Raw genomic sequence first — 25585 nt, 5'->3', positions numbered from 1 at the left:
GTGAAGAAGCCCTTAAATAATACTTAAATTGAATGTAAAAATATAAATATATTGAGGTAGTTATATGCAAATAAAAGATTTTAGAATTGACCAAAATTTAAAGGAACTAACAGAACATCGTACGATTGTATTGCCGATTGCCTGTTATGAAACGACGATTAGCCAGAATATGAATGGACATATACCGCTTCACTGGCATGATGAAATTCAATTTGTTTTGGTTATAAAAGGAGAAGCCATCTTTCAAATAAATGAGGAAAAGGTAGTGGTTCGTGAAGGCAAAGGGATATTTATAAATAGCGGCTGCCTGCATATGGCGGAAGAAAAAAATGATTCCGGTTGTGTTTATATTTGTTTAAATGTTTCTCCCCATTTTGTTTTATCACAAGAACTTTATTCTTCCTATGTAAGCCCTTATATCCATGCGACTAATTTATCGTATTTATACTTCGATACAAAGGAACTATGGGAGAAAAACATTTTAGATGCCATCATAAAAACCAATCAATTGATTCAAGAAAAGCCGCCATTTTATGAAATCGAAATCACTACACAGCTAACGTTCATTTGGAAAAACTTAATCGTTAATGGCTTGCAACTAGAGTACGAACAGACAGAAATGTTGAAAAATCATCGATTGAAGCAAATGCTAAATTGGATACATTTACATTACGCGGAGAAAATCATGTTGGATGATATTGCAAGGGTTGGCCATCTGAGCCGCTCGGAATGCTGCCGGTATTTCAAGCGAATGGTAAACAAAACACCATTGAATTATGTAACAGATTACCGCATTCAAAAAAGCTTACTCCTGCTGCAGCAACCAGACTCCAATGTTACAAATGTTGCCTATCAAGTAGGATTCAATAGTACGAGCTATTTCATCGATAAGTTCCGGAAGTCCGTCAACATGACGCCATTAGCATACAAAAAACTTAAAAATGGATAGCTTTATTAATACTATTTTTTGACGAATGGCTATTTTGCGCCCTCCCCTTCTTATGTTTTAAAATACTAATATTAAACGGTTGCTTCAGAGAGAATAGGCATTAATATGAGGGGAGCTATCCTGAAAATTTTCGGTCTTTTTCTTACTTAACGAATCTGTTCCTATCAGTTGAATAGGAAAATCAACAATATCCCGACCCCTTTTTTAAGTCAGTTATCGAAAAGGTCTTTTACTCAACCGTTTCAATCTACTGTAAAAGAAGAATTGAGTAGAAAAGAGCCACATAATTACTAATGGAATAATCATGAGGCTCTTACAATTCACTTTTTTCATTTTAAAAAAAGAGAAATTTTAACCTTTCCGCGTGTTCTTTACTCAGCTCTCCGTAGCCCTCTTCTTCTTTTTCACTCTGAAGAGAGATACTTCCTTCTTCCATAAGATAGACTTTGCACATGGATAACGGTTCCGGCATGTTCTCTTCATATGTATAAAAGAAGGTGGCTTCTACTGTTCTTTCGCCTTGAATATCCATTATGGTGTTTGGTTTCCATTCGACTTTTTCAAAAGCTTCTCTTATTACATCAAAATCATTTTCCTCTGTAATCACAAATCCATTTTCTGTTTTTACATATAATTCTTGTACCTCTACTCTGGCAAGCTGATTTAAATCAAATTTTGTTTGATCTTCAAGCGCGTGTCCAATTACAAAAAGTATAATTACGATCATAATAAAAGGAATAAGCTTCTCTTGGACTACACTATTTCCAAAGCTTCCTATTAAAAAAAGAATAATAAGCATGACAAGAAAAGAGACCGATCGCCCTTTCAAAGTATTTCCCTCCCAAAACAAATCCCACAATGATACATTTTAGTTTATCACAGGAAAATCATGATTGTTGTTTAATTCCAACTTTGAATCCAACCGTTTTTTTCTTGGCTTAATCAACAGTAACGGTCAACTATGAGCCTAGAATGCCAACACTAATTCAAACAGCTTTTTTAATGCAAAGATGAATTGTAAAGTTATTACTGTTTTCAGAAACAGATTCAGAAGAAACTGAACAACCTGAATTCACTAGAAGGGGAACCCGGCTGCTTTACTTCTTTTGTACATTTCTTAACTGATTTTTTACCCGGCTTTTACAAAACCCGGGTTTCTCCTTAATAATTTCCATTTAATCTATTACTAGATTTAAAAAAATTATTGGTGAGGGGACATGTGCTTTATGACTAATCAAACATCTAATCATGACTTGAACAGAAGAAAGTTTTTAAAAGCGGGAGGAATGGGGGCACTTGCTCTTACTCTTGGATCGACTGGAGTATTATCACTCGGTTCAAAAGTATTTGCTGATACAGCTACTAATCCAACCAATAATCCAACCAGCGGCTTTGGCGGGTATGGCCCTTTAGTTCCGGATCCAAATGGGATTCTTGATCTTCCAAAGGGCTTTCATTATAAAATTATTTCCCAAGAGGGCGGTCAGCTGACAAACGGTGGAAAAATCCCTGGAGCCTTTGATGGAATGGCTGCTTTTGAGGGACCTAATAATACGACTATTCTTGTTCGCAATCATGAATTAAGCACAAGTGCAGACAATCCAGTGGTTGGAATCAACCCTTTTGATCCAGCCGCTAAAGGTGGTACAACAGCTCTTGTTGTTGGTCCAAATCGAGAAGTCATCAAAGAATATGTAACCTCTTCAGGAACCATCCGAAATTGTGCAGGAGGAGCGACACCTTGGAATACGTGGCTGACTTGTGAAGAAACACGTACCGCGACACACGGATATGTATTCGAAGTGGACCCGCAGCAGCCTGAGAACGAAATGTCCAGAACCCCAATCAAGGATATGGGACGCTTTTCCCACGAAGCCTGCGCGATCGACCCAGCGACAGGATATGTATATTTAACTGAAGACGCCAGCCCAAGTTACTTGTACCGTTTTATTCCAAATGACACAAGCCAAAAACCAGGTGCACTGCAAAAAGGCGGAAAGCTTTATGCAGCAGCCATTGAAGCAGTAACTGACCCAGCAGCAAGCACATTTAAAACAGGACAAACATTTAAAATTGTTTGGAAGGAACTAGATCCTCATTTATGCCGCGAGGATGCTAAGGCACAAAAATGCATTGAATTCAGCAGACTAGAGGGAGCGTTCTTCCAAGAGGGTGTTTTCTGGTTCGATGACACCTCTGCCGGGGACAAAAAGCTTGGACGCGTTTATCGTTATGTTCCTCACACTAATACATTAGAGCTCTTCTATGAGGGAAATGATGCACGAGAAATGGAATATCCGGATAATATTTGCTGTACTCCCTGGGGCGACCTTTGGTATGCAGAAGATGGTTCCGGACAAGATCGCATTATGGGAATTACCCCAGAAGGCAAGGTTTATCCTTTTGCCGCCAATCGCCTAAGTGACTCTGAATTATGTGGCCCAACTTTCTCACCAGATGGAAACACACTTTTTGTCAACATTCAAAGTCCAGGAAAAACCTTTGCTATTTGGGGACCATTCCAACGCAGAAACGCTGCGCGCGCAAGAGAAATGTCCTTTGCTGCTCCTGCAAATCTTGCACCACAAGTTTCAGAAAAAGTGGCTAAGGCTGCTGAGGCACAAGGTATGTCCATTCTAGAAGCTGCAGCATTTGAGCGCCACGGAGTAAAGATGACTTAAACTGTTTTACGAGATACTATAAAGAGATGTAAGCTAACACTTTGTATGGCTTACATCTCTTTACTAATTTCATTTGAAAATAATTGGCTAGGAGAGTTTCTAAAAAATCCCTAGTCCTCTTTTTTGAACTATTTTATATCAAGGAATTTACCGTTTAGTTAAAGAATTAGGACTCCTCTTCATAGTGCCTCCATTCCTTGTCAGCGTCCTCTTTGGAAAATCCTCCACTCTGCTTTACTTTGCCACCCTCTACGTAGTAGGTGTAGCCTTTGTCCAATTCATTAAGGAAAATCACTTCTATTCCTCCATGATTAAGAGCGATTCCTTCCTCTCTTCTAATAAACCACTGTTCGCCTGGATATCTTTCCCGCAGGTGCCTTTCTACTGTGTCTATGTTTTCGATGATCGTTCTTTTTTCTGCGTCTTTTTCTGCTATCAAATAGATGACTTCCGTTGTACTTATAAAAAGGGTTAGCGCTAAAAACACGCTTCTTTTCCTCGAATAAAACAATGCGACAAGCGACAGAAGCAAAATGGGCAGCATCATTAAAAAACAGGTTACAATCGCATTGGGTGACAAGGTATTCTCCACCGTCCTTTAGTCAAACCTTACAGACATTGAAGTCCCAGCTGTTTTCAAGAACAACGTGGCCTCCTTTAAGCGGCATTTTGTATCCTGTATCTTTATGTGGAAAGCAAATAAATGATTTTTCAACTTCAACATATCACTTTCCCTTTTTACCAATATTACCATAAATAACAAAACTTTAAATGTATATGCGCGGGTATAAAACAGATATTCCCCTGCAAAAGAAACAGTTGTTTGGTCTTCTAAATAAAAAAGCTTTATAACAGATCTCTGTCATAAAGCTTTTTCGGAAATGAATCTGTTCCCTATTTATTTATGAAGAAAGCGAATCAGCTCATCAAGGGGCATTTCTTCCATAGAAGCGAGGCGATGGTCCACTTCGCAAAAAGACAAGCCGCTCGTCACCTGATTCGGTATAATCACACAGCGCATCCCCGCTCTTTTTGCGGCAAGGGCCCCGTTAGCAGAGTCCTCAAATACAAGACACTCTTCCGGTTTTAAGCCGAGGCATTCCGCTGCCTGCAAATAAAGCGCAGGATCCGGTTTCACGTTTTCTACATCATCCGCTGTGCGAATACATTCAAAATATTCAATGAGGCCTAAATTTCCTAAGTGGGTGGAAATCCAATTGGAATCGGAGCTTGACGCCAAACCAACTTTTAAGCCAAGCGCTTTCGCAGAAGCCAAATATGCTTCTACGCCAGGACGTGCCCTCTCAGAGGCGATTCTCTGATCAAATCGTTCTGTTCTCAGCTTTCTGAGTGCTTCATGATCAAGCTGCCTGTTCAACTGGCTCTCCATAAAAACGAAAGGGTCAAAATCAGATTTGGTCCCGACTAATTCAGCCCATTTACTGAGCGGCAGATCGCACTCGTGCTCCTGAAAAATCTCCTGAAGCACTTCATACTCATGAAGCTCGGTATCCAAAATCAGCCCGTCAAAATCAAAAATAACACCTTTAATCATGCTCTACACCCTTTCTCTTTAAAATCAGATGCCTATTTTTTTCCCTGCTTCAAATATATACCCTTCTTACTGAGTATGGATGACACTATCACATGATTCCTCGCAGAACAGCTTTTAGTCTCCCTAAAAGTGTAACATAAATTTTCCCATTTATCTTGTCGGTCAGGCTCTTCATTACTATTCTCTTCTTTTTTCGGGTACCATAAAAAACCGGACTCCCAGAGGAGTCCGATTCCGCTTGTTAATAAACATCTTTCCATTCGCCAATGTTTTCTTTATCAAACTTAAACGGTTCGCCCAGCATTACCTGTGTGCCATCTCCATCCTCTACTACTTCTTTTTCACCGAGACGTCCCGCTTTGAATGTATCGCCGACTTTCCCTTCCATGTCTCCGTTTACCAGTGCTGCTGCCGTAGAGCCAGCTGCATAGCCTACGTCAATTGGATTCCATAAATACATCCAAGGTGATACCCCGCTCTCAATATAGCTCGCCATTTCACTTGGCAGCCCAAGGCCTGTCAGCGCAATTTTTCCGCCAAGCCCTTTATCCGTCAATACTTTCCCCGCAGCTGCAATCCCAACCGTTGTCGGTGCGATAATCGCTTTTAAATCCGGGTATGTTTTTAAAAGTGCTTCTGTCTCAGATACACTTTTGTCGCGCAAATCATCCCCATAGGCCACTTTAACAAGCTCAATATCTTTGTATTCCGGTTTTTCAAGTTCTTTCTGCATGTACTCAATCCACAGGTTTTGGTTGGTCGCCTGCGATGTTGCGCTTAGGACGGCAATTTGGCCTTTTCCGCCAATCATTTCTGATACTGCTTCAATTTGAATGCGGCCAATTGCCTCAGGGTCAGCCTGGTTCACATGTGTCACCCGGCTGTCGGCATTTACGGCAGAGTCGACGGAAATCACTTCAATACCGGCATTCATTGCTTTTGTTAAAGCCGGCTGCAGTGCGTCAGGGTCATTCCCTGCGATCACAATCGAATCCACCTGCTGAGTGATCAGCTGCTCGATAATTTGGATCTGTCCTTCTGCCGTTGGCTGATCTGGCGCACGAAGAATTGCTTCCCCGCCGATTTCATTGATGGCTTCCTCAAATCCTTCCATCATTTTTTCTCCATATGGATTGCCTGTATTTTTAAAGATAAACGCGTATTTTTTTGGTCCATCGTTTTTGCTCTGTGAATCACCATCTGATCCATTGGATGCATTACCACCCGGGCTGCCTTGGCTGCATGCAGATAATACCGAGAATACAAGTACGAGTGATAAGACCAGTGCCCAATATTTTTTCATGATCTGCTCCCCCTTGTTCATTTTTAAACTGTATAAACAGGCGATGCCTGATAATACCTATTTTTTTAAGCGTGATAGATTCAATTTAGGCACGATCACCGCGAAAAGAAGCAATGCACCTACTACAATAAGCAGCGTCTGAGACGGAATATTGATCAGTCCAAGACCATATTGCAAATAACCGACGATGAAAATGGCAATGACCGTTCCGATCAGCCGTCCTTTTCCTCCGGCTGTGCTGATTCCGCCCAGTGCCGCCATTGCAATCACATCCAGTTCATACATATTGGCAATATTGGGGCGTGTACTGCCCATCCGGGATGCGAGAAAAATAGCTGTCACCGCTGCCATCAGTCCGGCTAATGTAAAGACGATGACTTTTGTCCGGTCTACATTCACGCCGGAAAACTTACTGGCTATATCATTGTGACCAATCGCGTAAATGTGGCGGCCAAAGGTCGTTTTATGAAGCAGCAGTCCAAATAGAAGTGCTGCGATGATAAATAAAATTAAAATAAATGGAATCCCGTATACATAGCCCCACCCGAAAAAGCCGAACCATTCCGGAAAGTTGCCAGAAGCCTGATCTTCTAAAATGATGTAGGCGATTCCACGGTATAAAATCATTGTGGCCAGTGTAATAATGACAGCGGAAAGTTCTTTAAACTTTACAATTAACAGCCCGTTGATCAGGCCGCAGAGGGCGCCGACAATCAAACAAATCACAACAGCCATTTCCATGGAGGCACCGAGGCTGTTGTATACGGTCGCCATCACAACTGAAGACAGCGCTACGGTCGAACCAACAGAAATATCGATATCCCGCATGATCATAATAAAGGCCATTGGAAACACGATAAACGCTTTGTCTAAAAACACCATGGTCGCATCCCTGAGGCTATTTACATTTAAAAAATAAGGAGAGAGACTTGTGTTCAGCGCGATGACACCGAGCAGGATGGCCGCAAGCAGCCATTCCCACTGAAAGAAAAATTGCTTTATTGAAAAAGGACGTTCTGCTGACAGCGTCCGCTGTACATAAGGCTGTATAGATTTTTGTGCCACGGCTAAATCCTCCTTCTCAATAGGTGGTTTCGTTCTACACCACGTTTTACGGCTACGTTTAGTAATACAGCGACTAAAATAATCGTGCCTTCAATCCCTTTTTGCCAAAACGGCGAGACGTTCATAAGAGGCAGTGCGTTATTTAAAATTCCAATCAGCACTGCACCTAAAATCACGCCGCCCAGCTTACCAGAGCCGCCTGCAATACTGACACCACCCAAAATACAGGCCGCAATCACGCTCAGTTCGTATCCGGATGCAGTGTCTCCTTGTGCGGAAGCAAATTTTGATACCCAAAGCACACCGCATAATCCAGACAGCCCGCCCATTAACGTATAGACAAGCATAAGAATTTTCTTTTCACTAATGCCTGTTATCTTTGCAGATTCCGGATTGCTGCCAACCGCATAAATTTGACGGCCTGTCCGTGTGTGGCTGATAAAGTAATACGCTGAAGCATAGATAAAGAGTGCAATAAGAATAAGAGTATTGATGCCAAACACACTGCTCGTGGCAATGCCGACGAAGCTTTCCGGCATTTGATAAGAGCTGATCCATTTTCCGTCACTGACCATATAGGTAAAGCCGCGGTAAATGTTCATCATGGCCAGCGTTGCGATAATTGGCAAAACCCCAATCCAGGAAACCAGCCCGCCAATGACAAGTCCGCATATAATGCCGATCCCTATTCCCGTTAGAACAGCCAGGAGGGGCGAGAAGCTGCTGTTTGCGCTTACGATTTGGGCCACAAGCATACCCGAAAGAGCCAGTGTGGCTCCAATCGACAAATCAATTCCTCTCGTAACAAGCACAAGCATCATGCCAACCGCTAAAATCGATAAAATCGCGGTATTGGTTGCCATATCCACGACATTTTCAACCGTTAAAAAGCTAGGGTTTCGAATTTGCACACCAACAGCCAGCAAAATAATGAATGCAAGCAACCCCATTTCACGGAACCTGGCTAAACTGGCAAGCTTTGATTCTTTTTTAACAGCCGTCTCTGCAGCCGGTGCATTTGCTGTATGAACAGCCATGCTTTTCCCTCCTTATCCTGCTTTCGTTTTATCCTGCACTTCGCTCATAGCTGCCGCCAAAATCGCTTCCTGTGAAAACTCTTCCTTCTCGAGCATTTTCGTAATGCGTCCCTCTCGCATAACCGCGATCCGGTCACTCATCCCAATGACTTCCGGCATTTCAGACGACACCATGATAATGCCGTATCCCTGCATCGCCAAATCTTGAATAATTTCATAGATCGCTGATTTGGCGCCAATATCGACTCCTTTAGTTGGCTCATCTAAAATGATGACATCAAGATCGGCAGTCAATAGCTTGGCCACAGCTACTTTTTGCTGATTGCCTCCAGACAGTGAGCTTGCCAAATCAAAAATGCTCTTTGCTTTTACGTGCACTTTCTCCGCTAACCGCTTGGCCATTTCCGCTTCATTTTTTTCATTGAGCCAGCCTTTTTGGGAAAACCGCTCTAAAGCAGGCAATGTAATATTGCGTCCGATGCCCCATTGGAGAATTAATCCCTGCTTTTGCCGATCCTCTGACAAATAGCCAATGCCAAGCTTCATCGCATCCTTTGGACGTCGGATATGGAGCTTTTCTCCTTTTAAGTACACACTGCCGGTATCATATTTTGTAATGCCAAAAAGCGTTTCGCACACTTCTGTACGTCCTGCACCCACTAATCCGGTCAATCCGAGAATTTCACCGCGCCGCAGCGAAAAAGAAATGTCAGCGAAGTACCCGACTTTCCCCAAATTCTCAACCCGAAGTACTTCCTCGCCAATCGGATGTTTTTTATGCGGAAACACCTGTGTAATTTCCCGTCCAACCATCGCGACAATTAACTGGTCATTGGTAATATCGTTTACACCCCATGAACCGATATAATTTGCATCGCGGAACACCGTTACCTGACTTGCAAGCCGATACATATCTTCGAAACGGTGAGAGATAAAAATAATGGATGTTCCCTGGTCCCGCAGACTTTCTGCAATTCGGTACAAGTCTTCACTTTCCCGTGCCGTCAGGGCTGCGGTTGGTTCATCCATGATAATGATCCGGGCATTGGTTGAAATCGCCTTCGCAATTTCGATAATTTGCTGCTGGGCGACACTAAGGGTGCCCATTTCACGCTTCGGATCAATAGAAGAACCGAGCTGTGTTAAAATAGATTTCGCTTCCTGGTGCATTTCTTTCCATAAAAGCCTTTTCGTTTTCGGATGCACTTTTTCATGCCCCATAAAAATATTTTCCGTTACACTTAAATCCGGATAATTGGTGACATGCTGATAAATCGCTGCAATGCCGACTGCCTGTGCTTCTAATGGGTTTGAGAAAGATATCGGCTTTCCATCCAGATATATTTTTCCTTCATCCGCTGCATGAACACCCGTAATGACTTTTATAAAGGTGGATTTTCCAGCTCCATTTTCTCCCATCAGTGCATGAATTTCTCCTTTTTCGAGCTTAAAGTGAACGTTGTTGAGTGCCGTTACACCGGGAAACCGCTTTGTAATCCCCTTCAATTCCAATACGTACTCAGACATGCTCATTCTCCCTTCTGTTGCTGCTGTTACCTATATTTTATGATTTTTAAAGCGCTTTCATAAGGAGACAACTATCGGAAAAAGGGGGACATTTTTCGGAAAAGCACACTAAAAAAACCTCCCAATTTGGAGGCTATAAATGATCCTGCTTGTATTTAGAGGGAAGTTCCCCGTAATGTTTTTTAAATAGCTTGCTGAAGTACTTTGTATCCGCGTAGCCGACCGCGCTTGCAATTTCGTAAATTTTCAGCGGTGAAGCAAACAAAAGGGTTCTCGCTTTTTCCATTCGTCGCCGCGTAACATAATCAAGAACCGTTTCTCCAGTGTGCTGCTTGAAAAATTCACTAAAATAAGTGGGGTTCATATAAACAAGTGAGGCAATTTTTTCTATCGTAATCGGCTCTGATAAATGCCCGTCAATCCATTGGCGCGCGGTTTGAATCGGTCCTGCCAGATCCTCTTCTGGATAAATGGCTTCCGCACGCTTTTTTTGCACATCTTCTTTTATTTTGGAAAGTCTTTTCTTTAATTCTATGCGGTCAATCGGCTTTACCAAATAATCAACAGCTCCTTCCCTTAAAGCAGTCTGTACGTAAGAAAAATCATTGTACCCGCTCACAATGACAGCAAAAAAATCGGTACTTGTTCTTTTCTTTAATTCTTTCAGCATGGTAAGCCCATCCATAACCGGCATGCGTACATCTGTAAAAACAACGTCAAAAGACAAATTCGTAGAATTAATGATATCAATACATTGCTTTCCTGACCCAAAGCTCCCGGTAATTTCCCACTCTTTCCCGTCCGCTTGAATAAGCCTTTCAATGCCTCTACGAAGTTTAGGCTCATCATCAACCACAATTACACGGATTGGCTGCTCACTCATCTCCCTGTTCCCCCCGGTTCACCGGCACGCGGATCCGCATCGTCGTACCGATGTTCTTTTCGCTGTCGACCTGTAACATATAGGTTTTTCCGTAATGAAGCACAAGCCGGCCATTTACGTTCAAAATACCAAAATGATGATCACGATTTAAATCCGTCTGCAAGGTGAGAAGCTGTCTTATTTCGAGCAGCTTAATTTTACTCATTCCTGCCCCATTGTCTGATACGCTCATTTGAATTTCATTGCCATCCCGTACAATCAGCACCGTTACAACGAGTTGCTTCCCTGGAACAAATGCATGCTCGAGAGCATTTTCTACAAGCGGCTGTAAAATAAACTTTGGAATATATTCTTTGTTTCCATTTACCTGAACGTCAATTCGAAATGCCAGCTCATCCTCAAAACGATACGATTGAATCGTCAGGTAATCGCGAATATGCTGGAGTTCCTGGTGAATCGTGACAAGTTTTTCTTTATTGCTTAAAGAATAACGAAGCATTCTTCCTAAAATGGTGACCATATCGACCACCGTGTCTTTATCATCTTCCTCTACTGTCATGGCAATAGTTTCAAGTGTATTGTACATAAAATGAGGGTTTATCTGAGACTGAAGCGCGTACATTTCTGCTTCTTTTTGTTTCAGCTCAATTTGATATTTTTCACGAATCAGTCCTTGAATTTCTTTAATCATCGTTTGAAAACGGTCGGACAGCATTCCCACTTCATCATTCGACTGACGATTAAAGACAACGTTAAAATCCCCTTTTTCCACCCGCTTCATCTGCTCCGTTAAGTGCTGAAGAGGCTTGGCCACCCCCCACGCCAACAAAGCAGCGATTATAAGCGCAACGGCCGTAACAGCTATAAATAATAAGATCGTAATGGTGCGGACAAAGTTCGTTTCAGCTGTAAGCTGGCCGAGCGGGATTTGATGTGCCAGCACCCATTGATGCTGCTTGGACACATCCATCCCAAACAACATGTTCTTTGTTTTAAAGCTTCCATTTAACGTTGGATATTTCGCTGCTTTCTGATCCTTTCTGCCGATCTGGTCCGCAGACGTATGATACAGCATATACCCCTCTTCGGTCATCAGCCACATCTCCGCTCCCTCCTGCTCATCAATCGGCTGGACAATCCGGTCAATAAATGATAAGTCGAGTGCAATAAACATAGTCCCAAGACTAAGACGATTTTCCACATCGACAAGCGGCTTTGCGATTAAAACAAAAGGGCGATGATCTTTAAATTGAAGCGATGTTTCATTTGGCAGCAGGACCATTTCCTGACCTCGCAAATCAAGATTTTGCCCGTAGAGTCCAACGGCCTCTTTTGTAGAAAAACCAGAAAAATAATCGGTTTTCGTACTGCTGAACAGCCGATTATTTGAGGAAATAAAAACACCAAGAATGTCCTGCTGGCTTCCATGAATAAACGTACTTGATAAATAGCTGTCCACCGTAAACTCATCCTGCCGCATTGCCGAAACCGTTTGATAAGCATCTTTCCTTAGAATCTCGATAATCATAGGAGCATTATAAATTTGATCGGACATTTGAAAAAATTCATTGATCTGTCTTTCAATATTATCATTTGCCTGGCCAAGGAGCCGTGGAATATACGTGCCGACCTGCCGCTCAATCGATGAAATATATTGGCTGTAAGCTAAATAACCAAGCAGTGCAATCGGAATCACCGTAATCGCGATGTATGTAATAAATAATTTTGTTTGAAGCCGGAAATCACGAAAAGAGCGCCGGTTAAAAGTCATATTGGTCCACATTCTCTCTAGTAAAATCAATCGGTTCCCCCATAATAACTGTATCAGAGCCCCTCATTCGAATCGTCCCGACTCCCGGCATATATTGAAAATCACCTGGCTGCTCTCCATTGATTAAACTTTTCGCCAGAAAAACGGTTAAATAACCAAGCTTTTTTGGGCTCCACAGTGTTACAACCTGAGCAGATCCTCTTTTTAAATAATCACGCATTAAATCGGGTGTTGAAACGCCTACTACTGCAACGTCTCCTGCTTTTCCAGCTTCTTCTACTGCTTTCGCTGCGGCTGGCGGACCGACCGATGAATTGCCAATAATGCCGGCCAGATCCGGGTATTTTCTTAAAAGCCCTTGTGCCTGAATAAAAGCATTATGAGGGTCATCGTTAGTCGCGACTACTTCAACTAGGTTCATGTTTGGATAATATTCTTTCCATTGCGCTTGGATCCACTTGAGCCACGCATTATGATTAGACGCAGAAAAAGAACCCGTCATAATTGCAAAAGACCCGTGTTCTTCAGTGTTCCACGCCAGTGTGTCCATTACATGCCTTCCCAGCACTTCTGGATTTACCATATCAATAAATAAATTTCGGGCTGCGGGTTCTGTATCTGAATCCCATGTAATTACGACAATCCCCGCCGCTTTTGCTTGTTTTAAGATGGGCGCCAGCTGAACTGGATCATTGGCGGAAATGGCGATAGCATCTACTTTTTGCTGAATAAATTTTTCAACGATTACTCTTTGTCCTTTTGCATCTGCAACAGCCGGCCCCTCATACAATACGTTTACCTTCAGCCGCTCTGCCGCTTCCAGTACGCCTTCCTTAACTGAATTAAAATAAGGGATATTATCCACTTTTGAAATAATTCCGATTGTATACTGATGTTCATACTGCGCTTCGGGCTGCCTTATAGAAGAAGACCCACTAGATACAAGCAGCTCGTAGGCATCCCCATTCGAGCAACCGCTTACAAAAAGAAGCATCCATACCGTAACCCACCTTGTTTTCAAGCGCTCTCACACCCTTGGTACTTTATTGTTTTATTTTCCCCTGTTTTTGTTTGTATTGTATCACAAAAAAACTCAAAAACAGGTATTTTGAATTAGTTTTCTGTACTCGCTCACTTCAGCTCATGACACATAATTTGAAAAATAGTTTTTGGAAGCACCGGCACATTACTATGTGATGTCAGTCGGCAAAAATGCCGGCATCTTTAAAAAACGGCTCAATTGCTACGTATTCTGTATGGACTCATTATAAGAAGTGGTTTAATAAAACGCTTTAAAGATGACGACCATAAAAAACAAGGCTGTTGAACATTCGGCTGTCTTTTTAAACATGAGGAAAAATAATCTTTGTGTTTTTTCAAAATACATTTATAATTAGGGTTACAAACTCATAATTCCAATTCGTTAACTAGGATTTAGATGTGAAATTCAATAGAAACACATTTGTTACATTGATCTGAAAAAACTAAATGTTCTTGTTTAAACTAACTTCGTCGCAAGAGAAAGGAAAAAAATATGTTATTAACGTACACAGCTATTGGAATTGCTTTATTTTTTGCTATGAACATTGGCGCCAGCGGAACAGCTGCTTCGATGGGTGCGGCTTATGGCGCCAGCGCGATAAAAAAGCGGGCCGCTTTAATTTTAGTTTCTATTGCCGCTTTCTTAGGTGCCGTTTTGGGCGGCGGTGAGGTAGTAAAAACGATTGGAAAAGGAATCATCCCTTCTGATCTGTTGACCGTTAAAATCGTTATTATTATTCTTTTGGGCGCAACCCTAACTTTATTTATCTCCAATCTTCTAGGGATCCCGCTGTCGACCAGTGAGGTAACGGTTGGAGCGGTAGTAGGCGTCGGCCTTGCTTACCACCGGTTATTTACGGATCAGCTTCTGGTAATTTTATTGTTTTGGGTGATCGTTCCTATTGCGTCTTTTATTATTACTTTCTTTGCAGGAAAAATGATTGCCCGGGCGGAAAAACGCTGGCCTCAATTAAAAGGGCAGGGGAAATGGGCAAAATGGCTTTCTATTCTATTGATACTTGGCGGCTGCTGGGAAGCATTTTCTGCTGGAATGAACAACGTGGCAAACGCAGTCGGCCCTCTTATTGGTGCAGGTATTATGTCCACCAATAGCGGCCTCTGGCTCGGCGCTTTATTTGTTTCTATTGGGGCATTGGTGCTGGGCAGCAAGGTGCTGGAAACCAATGCAAAGAAAATCACCAAACTGTCTCTATTAGAAGGAAGCGCCATTTCATTTACAGGCGGTACCCTTGTGGTAGTAGCCTCTGTATTTGGACTGCCTATCCCTCTTACACAAGTAACCACTTGCGGAATTCTTGGAGTGGGGGCGGCTCAAGATGGTTTTGGCATTTTTCAAAAGGGGATTATTAAACGGATTCTGCTGATATGGATTATCTCTCCCCTGTTTTCTATTGTCGTTTCATATTTCCTGATCAACCTGCTTGTAGATATGGACATTTACAATTTGATCGTGATGGCCAGTGTCTTTATTGCGACGGTTGGTTCCATTAAATTAGCGCAGCACGTACGAGACGAACAACGCTCTGTTTATAATGAAGGTGAAGGGATTTAAGGTTTTCTTAGGTTAGCCAGTTGTAAGCTGGCTAACCTTTTTTAGTATCCTCTTCTTTTCTTGGCTGCATGTAAATGGCCCAGCTGTATATCCAGTACTTTCTTCTTTAAAAAATTATCTATAATCCCTATTCATACTTTAGGTCAACTTGCGCCCAGGCCGCTTTGCTTTTTCATCGCTTCTTCCCGAAACTTCTTCTGCTCTTCAGGTGACAGCGCTTTATGCTGTTTTAAAAAGGATTCATACGCTGGAATCACTTCTTTAACCGGCCCAAAGTCTTTTATTTCTCCATACTCCAGCCAAAGGGCTTTATCGCAAAACTCTTTAACCTGTCCCATGGAATGGCTGACAAAGAACATCGTTTTTCCTTTTTCTTTAAACTCAAACATTTTATTTTTTGATTTCTGCCCAAATACCTGGTCTCCTACTGAAAGAGCTTCATCCACGATAAGAATATCCGGGTTTACCGTGACAGAAATCGCAAATCCGAGACGGGATCTCATCCCGCTCGAGTATTTTTTAACAGGCTGATCAATAAACTTGCCGATATCAGTAAACTCAATGATTTCCGCTTCCATCTCCCGTATTTCTTTTTTTTTGAAACCGAGCATTAAACATTTTAGTTCAATATTCTCGCGGCCTGTTAATTGATTGTTCAGCCCCGATGAGATGGCGATAATCGAGGCCTGTCCCACTGTTGTAACCGTACCGGATGTAGGAGGTATCACACCACCTAATATATTTGAAAGAGTAGACTTTCCTGAACCATTTACACCGACCAGCCCAATAACATCTCCTTGATTTGCCGAAAATGAAATGTTTTGCAAAGCATAAAAATCTTCCCCATAGCCCCCCGGCAGGATTACATCCAAAATCTTTTCTTTCGGGGACTTGTGCATTTTATATTTTTTGTAAACGTTTTGAACGACAACGGTTTCTTTCATCACTGCCTCCAGCTTACAAGAAATCAACAAAGCGATTTCTGAATTTCAAATGTAAAGCGGACCCAATTAAAAGCATCACTAATATTAAAGACCAAAAATAAAGCGTGTAAGATGCATATTCTGTCATATACCATGTCGTCCCCAGCAGAGATGCCCTATACCCTTCCACTAGGTAATAAAGAGGATTCAGCTTTAATAAAAACGTTATGTCCACTCCTTTCAGCACAAGCTGGTCGGTATGCCAAATAAGCGGCGTAATATACAATACCATTCTTAAAATAGACTGAACAATCTGCTGCACATCACGAATGATTGTTGAAAGTGTTGATGTAATAAGTGCAAGAGCTAACAAAAAAGTTAAGGTAGCAAGCATAAAATAAGGCAGCTGTATGTAATAAACAGACAGCTTAAAATCCGTAAACTGCAACACGATGATGACAATGGCCACTAGCATTAAATGAGTATAAAAATTCGCCATAATGACAAAAGAAGGAATGGCGCTCATCGGAAAACTCATTTTCGAAATCAGCTGCAGCCTTGAATAAATCGATTTAGAGGACTTTGAGATAGCCGGATTCACAAAAAACCATACAATCATTCCTGTTACCATCCATATAAAAAAAGGGACTTGGATGCCATTTTCCATGGTTATCTGCTGGCCTCCCCGGACCCCAACGCCAAATACCAGCCAGTAAATGGCCAGTTGAATCACCGGGTTTAAGATTTCCCAGAGCCGGCCCAAATAATTATTCGTATGAGCGCTTTTTAGTTCAAAAGCGGAAAGCCTCAGAATAAGATAAAAAGAATGAATTTGCTCCCTCACAATGGTAATCAGTGACTTTATCATAAAAGGTGATCCTTCCCTTAAACGCATAATAACTTTATTACCATCATTGCCTAAAAACCCATATTATAAAAATAATCACGCAAGGCTATGACGCCTCTTTTAACAGAAGGCAGCATTAACGCATTTTTTTCTTTTAGGACAAGCTTTTTTCAGAAAATAAGTATCGTACGACGTTATGGCTGGATTGGCCTTTAGAATACGCGTTCCAGTTCTCCGCATAGCTGCGAATCGCTTCAAGATCAAAATGATTCGCTTGAATGCAGTGAACAATAGAATCTGTATCCCTCACCATAGGTCCCGGAAGGTTTCTTTCAAACCCTTCTGGCACTCCCCGGGTCTGTTTATACTCTTCTAAATCATATGTAAAAAAAATCATAGGCTTGTGCAGAAGCGAAAATTCAACGGGAATGGAGGAATAATCGGTAATTAAATAATCCGCCACAGCAAGCAGCTCATTAATTTCATATTGATCCGAAGAAACATCTGCCACAAAGTCCGGATATTTATCCCCAAAAGCAGTGGTTTGCCGGATGGCCGGATGCAGCCGTAGAAACAATAGATAATCTCCTCCGAGCTGTTCAGCCATTTTTCCAATATCCAGCTCAAGATCAAAATGCTCTAATGCTTGATCCCGGTATGTAGGAACGTACAAAATCACTTGTTTGTGCCCAATGGCTGGATATTGACCAGCTATTTTATGCTCTGCTTTTCGGAGCGCTTTTTTATCAAAAAAGAAATCAGTCCGCGGGACACCAGACAGTAAAATCTGTTTCTTTTGAAGATGAAAGGATTTGATAAAGATATCAGCCATCTGATCTGAGCCAGCCACTACTTTATGAAATTGACTGTACACCTTTAAAAAACGTTTTTGGGCCCTCCCACTTCTTTGTTTGACCGATGCATCCTGGAGTCCAAACTTCTTTAATGCACCTGAAGCGTGCCATAATTGTACGCATTCTACACTCTTTTTAAAACGAACGGCAGCCAGAAACCCATAATAATTATCCACCAGAACACGACGGGATGTAGCTAAGTGGTATATAGAGCGGAGCACATAAAATGGATTGGTTTCAAATACAACCAAATCAATGTCAGGACAGTCTTTGAAGAGATGAAGCTTGTTTCTTTTACAAAGAACGGCTACTTTCACAGAAATGTGCTGCTGCCGTATTTCATCCAGTACATACCGGCTGTTATCGCCAAAACTGACAACAAAGGTTATTTTGTTTTGAAGCGGCAAAAAAGAAAAAAAGAAAAACATCCACTTAAAAGAAAATAGAAAAAGAAAAATGGCTAGCTCCCTAACCATTTTGAATTGCCTTTAAATCTTTTTTGATTTGGGATGTAGAAATCCCGATGGTTCTCGGCAGGTACACAACTTCACAGTATTCTTTAAGAAAATCAAAATGTCCCTCCCAGTCGTCCCCCATCACAAATAGATCAATCTCATGTTTTATGACATCTTCAATTTTCTGGTCCCAGCTTTTTTCCGGTATTGCTTCGTCAACAAAGCGGATCGATTCCACTATCATTTTTCTATTTTCAAAGCTGTGGTATGCTTTTTTATTTTTTCCTTCATTAAATTCATCTGTAGAAAGGCCGACAATTAAATAGTCACCTAATGCTTTCGCCCGTTTCAGTAAATTAATATGCCCGAAATGGAGCAAATCAAAAGTACCATACGTTAACACCTTTTTCATGTGCTGGCCCTCCTTCATGATGTAAAAAACGTTTTTCTAACCCTTATTGTAGGAAGAAGAATTGGTTTTTATTCGGAGAAAGAGAAAAAAATGGCTTAACGGTTAAGCTCATAAAAATAACACACAGAAGTGATTACATATCCAGCCGACAAACCCTTTACTCTAGGCAGAAAACGTATATATTTGTTTATTTTGTACATACTAAAGGGCAGAAATTTCAACCATAGGGAGGAAAAAGATTCTGATAAGAAAAAAGCGATTACGCACCCGTTGTTCTTTAGCTTCGATTTACTTTCGCGCACAATGCTTATACATGCAGATTGGTGTTCCCGGCTTTGATTCAACAGAACCAGACTCCTTGACCCTGCTGTTCGTTGAGCGGTACACAACCAAAAAGAAAGAGTACGCTCTAACAGCTGCTCATGAAAGAGAAAATGTGTTTCAAGCGTGCTTAACGGAAGCGGACCTCGAGCAGCTTTTATCTGAAGGAAAAGACTGGGACGTTTATATCGCCCTCCGTTCCGATGACAGAATACGCCTGTGCAGTAATGGCTTGGATTTGGAGCTGCTTTTTTTTCTAAAAAATGGCCAAATGTTGATGCCTTTTACAACCAAAAAAGGAAATGTTTCATTTAAATCCAAACAGCCTGGGCTGATTGAAAAAGCAGAACGAATTGATTTTATGGGTAAGAACCATATCACCTTAAAAGGCTATACCGTTTACCCTTTATGGCTTAAACGGCCCGACCAGCTGACAGGAACATTAATACTGTCAGCGAATGAGGAAAAATATGCCTTTAAAGTACCCTTAAGCATAAGTTACCGCCGGTTTTCATCAAATGGAGAAGACTATCTGCCTTTAGTTGTGTATGAAGCAGCCGTCCCGATTGAATCACTGCTTAAAGCGCACAGTGAAGCGATTGCACTAAAAGCAAGAATTGAATTTTCCTATGCAGAGGACAGCAGGAACATCAAAACGGAGACAGCTCCCATCAAGCTTAAAACCCCCCGCTTCACAAAAAAAGTGCTCGTTAAAAAAGTAAACGGTCAAAAGAAAGAAATCTCGATCACGAGAACGAAAAAAAGCGGACAGCTAACCATTCGGATCCGTGACTTTGATGTGAAGACAAATGTAAAAACAAAAATGAAGGAAAGAATGGTCTTTATAAAAAGACATGCTCTCGTCAAGCAGCTCTATAAAAATGCTTTTTATTGGATTGGCAGACTTCCGGTCAATAAAAATGTTGTTGTGTTCGAAAGCTTTCTGGGGAAACAATTCAGCGATAATCCCCGCGCTATTTATGAATATCTGCAGCAGCACAATTTTCCTTATAAACTGTATTGGAGTGCAGACAGGAAGCATCTTCATCATTTTCAGGATAAAAATGTACGCTGTATCCGCCGCTTTTCTCTTAAATGGCTTTTGATCATGCCACGGGCCCGCTTTTGGGTCACTAATAGCCGGATGCCCGGATGGCTTCCAAAACCAAAACAAACGCTTTATCTTCAAACATGGCACGGCACTCCGTTAAAACGGCTGGCGGCAGATATGGATGAAGTATATATACCCGGCACAACAGCTGAAAATTACAAAAAAAATTTCATTCAAGAAGCAAAAAACTGGGATTATTTAATTTCCCCTAATGCGTATTCAACCCAAATTTTCCGAAGAGCCTTTCAATTCGATAAAGAAATACTGGAAACAGGCTATCCGCGAAATGATTTTATTTGTAATCATGAGAAGGGGGACACGGTTGAAAAGCTGGCAGCTGCTTATGGGATTCCCCGGCATAAAAAAGTAATATTATACGCGCCAACCTGGCGGGATAATCAGTTTTATGCCAAAGGCCGCTATCGTTTTGATCTTCAGTTGGAGCTTGATTTAATGAAAGAGCAATTGGGTGAAGAGTTTGTGATTCTTACCCGCTTGCACTATCTGGTATCTGAAAATCTGGATTTAACGCCTTATAAAGATTTTGCTTATGATGTCTCCCATCATGAAGATATCCGTGAATTATATGTGATGGCCGATATTTTACTGACCGATTATTCATCCGTGTTTTTCGACTACGGCAACTTAAAGCGGCCGATGATTTTCTATGTATACGATATTGACCAGTACAGGGATCACCTTCGCGGTTTTTACTTTGACTTTGAACAGGAAGCACCGGGCCCGCTGGTGAAAACAACGGAAGAAGTGATACAAGCAATCCGAAAAATCAAAGAAGCCGGGTTTCAGCCATCCACAAAGCTCGATTCCTTTTATGAAAAGTTTTGTTACTTAGAAGAAGGAAGTTCTACCCGCAAAGTCGTGGAACAAATCTTTTTACGCTAAAAAAGAACCGGTTATTCGAAACCGGTTCTTTTAAACTGTAGACAAATGATATGGATAACCGTGCACATGAATAAGGTGGGTGGATCGGCGGCGTCCAGACAGCTCCGATTTCCATGGGGCAGACGCTGGGCCCCGCCCCGCCTGGCGGCTCCACCATTCTCCGTTGCCCGCTAGTCCCATAGGAGTCTGCGCCGCCCTCCCGCCGCCAAGTGGCTCACAGCAAGATTGTATAGGGCTAATAAGGTCATATCTTTCTATTTAAAAAAAGAGAAAATATTTATTCGGTCCTTTGATCTTCAACACCACTTGGTGAAGCCTGCCGGACGAAGACTCCTGCAGGAAGTACAGTGAGTCGGGAGGCCCCCGCAGGCGCGGCCGGGGAGGCTCCCGCACTGCCCGAGGAACGCGAAGTTCGGCAGGCTTCACTTATCGGCTCTTTTTCAAAAGCAAAACCCTTTATCTACACACTGAAAGAACCGGTTATCCAAAACCGGTTCTTTTTGAGTTATTTTACTTTTAGTCCGATATTCGAATGAATGGTCGTGTAAAAGGTAAAGTCGCGATTTTCATAGCGAATTTGATTTTCATTGAGTTTTCTGATATTGATTTTGTTGTAGTCATTATAGCGCAGGAACATCGCATAGCCCGCTGACGGCAGCTGATTTAATAGATCAAGGCTTACTTCCAGCCTCCCACGTCCATGCTGATCGACTTGAACAGGAATGGAATATTCTCTATTCACCTCTTCCCGGTCCCTGATGATCACATCGGTAATTTGATCGACATAGTCACCGTATACGTTAAAATCCAGGCAATACTTATTATCATAAAACCGGTCTTCTTTAAAAACAGCCAGCATCGGCACCCGTATATAGCGGTACTTTTCTTCAAGAAACGGGGCTACATGATAAGGAAGATTGTCCTTAATCAGCACTGGCTTTACTTTCTCTTTTTTCTCCCATTCAAAAAGCTTTTCAAGCTGTTTCGTTTTTCCTTCCTTGAAGAGCTCATAAGCAATTTTATTTAACGGATGAAAAAAGTTGTCAGAGACCTCATAGCGCAGCCCTTCTGTCGTTTTCAGTATTTCATTAAACTTATTATAGTACAGTGCCTTTAATTTCGTTTTTTGAAAATGGCCCGTATTAAACAATCGTGTAATCGAGTCAAATTCATATAATCGATTGAGCAGCATCTTCTCTTTATCAGGCTCTAACTTTTTACTGATGATATAATGAATCACTTTAATATTGCTGTCTGTTTTTTGCATAATATTCGTTTGTTTTGTCAGTGAAGCATTATTGTCATCAAGACGATTCAAATAATAGATGGGTGCTTTTGTCGTTGAAATCGTATTGCAGTGAATTAAAACATCCATAAAAAACTGTTTATCTTCTGCAAACTTCATTTCCGGGAAGACGATTCCATTTTCTTTAATGACACTGGCTCTGACCATCCTCGCCCGCGGCCCTAAATGCTGAAATATGTGGGGAATCGAGTAAGGAGATACATTTCTCCGTTCTTTGCAGGATTCATGCTCTCCGACGATTTTGGATCCATTTGTCTTCAGCTGTATCGTTCTTCCTACCACATAGTCATCGCCTGTTTTCTCTAAAATATCGTGCAGTGTTTCTAAGCCGGAAGGTTCAAGCCAGTCATCTGCATCTAGAAAAGTAATGTACTTGGAAGTAGAGAGTTGAATCCCGAGGTTGCGCGGCTGGCCGGGCGTTCCTGTATTGCATTTGAGAAAAACAGCCCGAATATTATCGTATTTCGCAGCGTACTCTAACAGGATCTCCCTCGAAGAATCTGTTGAACAATCATCTACTAAGAGATACTCAATGTGTTGAAACCCTATCGTCTGGTTAATCACCGAGTCGATCGTTTTTCTTAAATACTTTTCTGCATTATAAACGGGTGTAACCACAGATACTTTCGTTTGATTGGCTTTTCTGCCCTGTGTGTTTTCCACTTCATAATAACCGTCTGCGTTATAGTCAAAGGAACGAGCTTTCGGAAACTTTATTACATTGTAAATCCAAGATACACTAACCATAAAACCTCCTCATCTTTCCACATGCATTTTTACCTTCAGGCTTCCTTCAAAAGCCGTTACCATGGACGGCTGGAAGGACTGGCAGCCATACTGGCAGTTATTTATTTTGTAGACATAAATCGGTACATTTATTCATATCGTGTGTAAGGATTTATTTGAAAGCTTTTATTTAGTAGCTGACTCGCGATCTTTATACCCTCGTCTTTGTCGATTTCACCTCTACAGCTCCGCTGCCGCGCCGTACTCTTTCTACAAATACTTGAAGGGCAAAAACAGGCAGAACCATTTGTCTTTTTATTCTTTTTGGCTCACATAAGAGGCGGTAAAACCATTCTAATCCTAATTTCCGAAACAATTCAGGTGCTCTGCAGATTCGTCCCGATAAAATATCAAAACTGCCGCCGACGCCAATCATAACCGTTGCACCGAGTTCATTTTTAAACCGATGAATAAATTCCTCCTGCTTCGGGTTACCCGCACCGACTAATAAAAGATCCGGTTTCTCACGGGAGATCCGTTCTACAATGAGGCGTTCCTCGTCGGAGTCTTTTTCAAAATAGCCGTGGTGTGTACCCATAACCCGAGCATGACCATATAGTTCTGTTAGTTTCTCGCCCGCAGCTGCCACTACGTCTTCCGTACTTCCGAGCAAGAATAATTTTGTGGCCGCGCCTGTATATTCCCTGTGCTCAAGCAGGGCATGAATCATATCATACCCCCCCACTCGCTCTTTTAAGGAATATCCTAGTATTTTAGACGCATAAATAATACCGATGCCATCAGGTGTAATCATGTCAGCAGCAGAAATCACCTCATAAAAGCTTGAATCCTTCCTGGCTTTCATGACAATTTCCGGATTGGCCGTTACAATAAAAGTTGGAAGAGCTTTTTCCATTCTTTCGTTCGTCCAGCGTACTGCTTCAGTCATGTTATTTTCCGCGAACGGAACAGATAAAATTTTCAGCACCAAAAACCCACCCTTTGAATAAATTTCGTATTTGTAGCCGATAGTATTGGCTAAACACCTGCAAAATATGTCTCAAAGGCTGTCATCCACTTTTAAGATAAAAAACCGCCCATCCAGCCGGACAGGCGATTCTTAAGAGAATGGGCAGCAGTTGCTCTTAAAGAAAGACTGCCTGCACACTTTTTTGATGAAAAATTATGCTGCTTTCACAGTTCAGTGCCGTTTTGGACAAATAAAAAAAGCCCAAAACGCTTGGGCTTTTTTGTCTGCTTATTCTGCTGCTTTCGTTGCAGGAAGACCTGCTGTGTGTACAAATGAAGAATCCGCATTTGCACTCGAGGTTGTCTTCACAGCTGTGAAATCAAACGCTGCTTTTGCTTCAGATTCAAAGTCTTCAATGATCACTGTACCTTTTTTGCCAGTTAGTGATACGTTTGTATGGTTGATCACGAAAGTTTTACGGTCAGCTGAGAGAGAATAAGAAGCAGGCTCAAATTCCTCCACACTTCCATCGCTGTACTGAACGCTGAAATACAGGCCTGCTGCTACATCATCTTTTGTATATTCTGCCGGCACCGCTTCTGTCAGATTAATTTTCGTTTGTGTAGCTGAAGTTACCTGTACACTTGCCACCAATGGGAAATATGAATTTTCTACAACGAAGAGATATGTTCCATATAACAAATTGGCAAATTCGCCGCGCGTAATATTTAGGTTTGTTCCATACGATGTGCCCGTCTTACCTGAAGTAACTCCTGTTCCATAAAGAGCTTCAATGTATGGCTTGAACACGCCTCCAGCATCTGTAAACGGTGTTTGCTCTGCATATTCTTCCAATTCAAATGCTGTTACAAGGAATTTAGCCATCGCACCACGGCTTAAAGATAACCCTGGCTTAAATTCTGTTTTTGTCACGCCAGAAATTACACCGATTTCAGCAAGTGCGTTAACCGACCCTCTTACACGGTTATTTAAATCTTTAAAACCCGCGTCTGGAGCATTTTCCGTATCAAGCATCAGCATATTCGCTAAAATAACGGCTGCATCGCCCCGTGTTAACGTTTGGCTCGTACCGAACTTTGTGGCTGAAACTCCATTGACTACTTCAATCTCATATAAAAAGCTGACCGCTTCATCGTACCGGCTTCCTACATCCGTAAAAGGATGGCTAGGTTCCGCCGCGCTCGCTGGAACGGCTAAACTGGAAATTGCTACTGTAGTGGCTGTGGCAGCCGTAAATAAAGAAAGTTTTTTCAAAGGGGTATCTCCTATTCTGCAAATTTATTAAAATGATTCTAGCACTTTCCAGAAATACAGTAAATAGGTAGAGAGACAGATAATATTGTATAAGTAT

Annotated in this window: 21 protein-coding genes and 1 pseudogene; 4 read left to right on the top strand and 18 right to left on the bottom strand. The window is 41.8% G+C overall.

Going from position 1 to position 25585, the window contains the following annotated elements; genetic code table 11:
• Positions 1 to 64 precede the first annotated feature (64 nt).
• A complete protein-coding gene (locus tag L2D08_RS18660; protein ID WP_242236077.1) occupies positions 65 to 949 on the top strand; it encodes an AraC family transcriptional regulator in 885 nt (294 codons plus the stop codon).
• Between the two features lie 334 nt (positions 950 to 1283).
• On the opposite strand, the gene L2D08_RS18655 is transcribed toward L2D08_RS18660, so the two are convergent.
• The gene (locus L2D08_RS18655; RefSeq protein WP_242236075.1) at positions 1284 to 1778 is read right to left on the bottom strand and encodes a hypothetical protein; all 495 of its coding nucleotides are present in this window, start codon (positions 1776 to 1778) and stop codon (positions 1284 to 1286) included.
• Positions 1779 to 2175: 397 nt separating this feature from the next.
• Here L2D08_RS18655 and L2D08_RS18650 point away from each other — a divergent pair, with 397 nt between their 5' ends.
• Positions 2176 to 3630, top strand: coding sequence for an alkaline phosphatase PhoX (locus L2D08_RS18650; protein WP_242236073.1), 1455 nt, complete (start codon positions 2176 to 2178; stop codon positions 3628 to 3630).
• Between the two features lie 166 nt (positions 3631 to 3796).
• Here the strand turns inward: L2D08_RS18650 and L2D08_RS18645 are convergent, their stop codons facing one another.
• The 9 genes from L2D08_RS18645 to L2D08_RS18605 all read right to left on the bottom strand — a co-directional run bounded on the left by L2D08_RS18645 (position 3797) and on the right by L2D08_RS18605 (position 13792).
• On the bottom strand, positions 3797 to 4210 hold the full coding sequence (locus L2D08_RS18645) for a hypothetical protein (RefSeq protein ID WP_242236072.1): 414 nt from the start codon (positions 4208 to 4210) through the stop codon (positions 3797 to 3799).
• A 318-nt stretch (positions 4211 to 4528) separates the two neighbouring features.
• A complete protein-coding gene (locus tag L2D08_RS18640; protein WP_242236069.1) occupies positions 4529 to 5185 on the bottom strand; it encodes an HAD family hydrolase in 657 nt (218 codons plus the stop codon).
• Between the two features lie 241 nt (positions 5186 to 5426).
• On the bottom strand, positions 5427 to 6488 hold the full coding sequence (gene rhaS, locus L2D08_RS18635; RefSeq protein ID WP_242236068.1) for a rhamnose ABC transporter substrate-binding protein: 1062 nt from the start codon (positions 6486 to 6488) through the stop codon (positions 5427 to 5429).
• Positions 6489 to 6545: 57 nt separating this feature from the next.
• Positions 6546 to 7553: an ABC transporter permease gene (locus L2D08_RS18630; RefSeq protein ID WP_242236065.1), complete on the bottom strand. Its 1008-nt coding sequence runs from the start codon at positions 7551 to 7553 to the stop codon at positions 6546 to 6548.
• 2 nt (positions 7554 to 7555) lie between these two features.
• Positions 7556 to 8590 carry an ABC transporter permease gene (locus L2D08_RS18625; protein ID WP_242236064.1) on the bottom strand — a complete coding sequence of 345 codons (1035 nt, stop codon included), beginning with the start codon at positions 8588 to 8590 and terminating at the stop codon, positions 7556 to 7558.
• Between the two features lie 12 nt (positions 8591 to 8602).
• Positions 8603 to 10117, bottom strand: a complete 1515-nt coding sequence (locus L2D08_RS18620) for a sugar ABC transporter ATP-binding protein (RefSeq protein ID WP_242236062.1) — start codon at positions 10115 to 10117, stop codon at positions 8603 to 8605.
• 133 nt (positions 10118 to 10250) lie between these two features.
• Entirely contained in the window at positions 10251 to 11000 is a 750-nt protein-coding gene (locus tag L2D08_RS18615; protein ID WP_242236060.1) for a response regulator transcription factor, read from the bottom strand.
• A complete protein-coding gene (locus L2D08_RS18610; protein WP_242236059.1) occupies positions 10993 to 12801 on the bottom strand; it encodes a cache domain-containing sensor histidine kinase in 1809 nt (602 codons plus the stop codon). Before L2D08_RS18610 ends, L2D08_RS18615 begins: the two co-directional genes overlap by 8 nt.
• Positions 12761 to 13792 carry an autoinducer 2 ABC transporter substrate-binding protein gene (locus tag L2D08_RS18605; RefSeq protein ID WP_242236057.1) on the bottom strand — a complete coding sequence of 344 codons (1032 nt, stop codon included), beginning with the start codon at positions 13790 to 13792 and terminating at the stop codon, positions 12761 to 12763. Before L2D08_RS18605 ends, L2D08_RS18610 begins: the two co-directional genes overlap by 41 nt.
• 513 nt (positions 13793 to 14305) lie before the next feature.
• Between L2D08_RS18605 and L2D08_RS18600 the strand changes: the two genes are divergently transcribed.
• Positions 14306 to 15385 (top strand): sulfate permease, encoded by a 1080-nt coding sequence (locus L2D08_RS18600; RefSeq protein WP_242236055.1) that lies wholly within the window; start codon positions 14306 to 14308, stop codon positions 15383 to 15385.
• Positions 15386 to 15537: 152 nt separating this feature from the next.
• Here the strand turns inward: L2D08_RS18600 and tagH are convergent.
• The 4 genes and pseudogenes from tagH to tagD all read right to left on the bottom strand — a co-directional run.
• Positions 15538 to 16329: pseudogene (gene tagH, locus L2D08_RS18595) on the bottom strand (teichoic acids export ABC transporter ATP-binding subunit TagH); the annotation flags it as partial.
• A gap of 13 nt (positions 16330 to 16342) precedes the next feature.
• Positions 16343 to 17173 carry an ABC transporter permease gene (locus tag L2D08_RS18590; protein ID WP_242236085.1) on the bottom strand — a complete coding sequence of 277 codons (831 nt, stop codon included), beginning with the start codon at positions 17171 to 17173 and terminating at the stop codon, positions 16343 to 16345.
• Positions 17174 to 17309: 136 nt separating this feature from the next.
• The gene (locus tag L2D08_RS18585) at positions 17310 to 18485 is read right to left on the bottom strand and encodes a CDP-glycerol glycerophosphotransferase family protein (RefSeq protein WP_242236052.1); all 1176 of its coding nucleotides are present in this window, start codon (positions 18483 to 18485) and stop codon (positions 17310 to 17312) included.
• Positions 18478 to 18876 carry a glycerol-3-phosphate cytidylyltransferase gene (gene tagD / locus L2D08_RS18580; RefSeq protein WP_242236051.1) on the bottom strand — a complete coding sequence of 133 codons (399 nt, stop codon included), beginning with the start codon at positions 18874 to 18876 and terminating at the stop codon, positions 18478 to 18480. Before tagD ends, L2D08_RS18585 begins: the two co-directional genes overlap by 8 nt.
• Positions 18877 to 19189: 313 nt before the next feature.
• On the opposite strand from tagD, the gene L2D08_RS18575 reads away from it, so the two are divergent.
• A complete protein-coding gene (locus L2D08_RS18575; RefSeq protein WP_242236049.1) occupies positions 19190 to 21211 on the top strand; it encodes a CDP-glycerol glycerophosphotransferase family protein in 2022 nt (673 codons plus the stop codon).
• Positions 21212 to 21241: 30 nt separating this feature from the next.
• On the opposite strand, the gene L2D08_RS18570 is transcribed toward L2D08_RS18575, so the two are convergent.
• The 4 genes from L2D08_RS18570 to L2D08_RS18555 form a co-directional block, all read right to left on the bottom strand.
• Entirely contained in the window at positions 21242 to 21391 is a 150-nt protein-coding gene (locus tag L2D08_RS18570; RefSeq protein WP_242236047.1) for a hypothetical protein, read from the bottom strand.
• A 325-nt stretch (positions 21392 to 21716) separates the two neighbouring features.
• Positions 21717 to 23264 (bottom strand): glycosyltransferase family 2 protein, encoded by a 1548-nt coding sequence (locus L2D08_RS18565; RefSeq protein ID WP_242236045.1) that lies wholly within the window; start codon positions 23262 to 23264, stop codon positions 21717 to 21719.
• A 190-nt stretch (positions 23265 to 23454) separates the two neighbouring features.
• A complete protein-coding gene (locus L2D08_RS18560; protein ID WP_242236043.1) occupies positions 23455 to 24231 on the bottom strand; it encodes a WecB/TagA/CpsF family glycosyltransferase in 777 nt (258 codons plus the stop codon).
• Between the two features lie 270 nt (positions 24232 to 24501).
• Positions 24502 to 25488: an S-layer homology domain-containing protein gene (locus L2D08_RS18555; protein WP_242236042.1), complete on the bottom strand. Its 987-nt coding sequence runs from the start codon at positions 25486 to 25488 to the stop codon at positions 24502 to 24504.
• Positions 25489 to 25585: the final 97 nt, after the last annotated feature.

The organism is Domibacillus sp. PGB-M46 (assembly GCF_022668875.1).
Taxonomy (GTDB): domain Bacteria; phylum Bacillota; class Bacilli; order Bacillales; family Domibacillaceae; genus Domibacillus.
The sequence above is the reverse complement of the archived record's forward strand: the minus strand, read 5'-3'. Positions and strand labels throughout refer to the sequence as shown.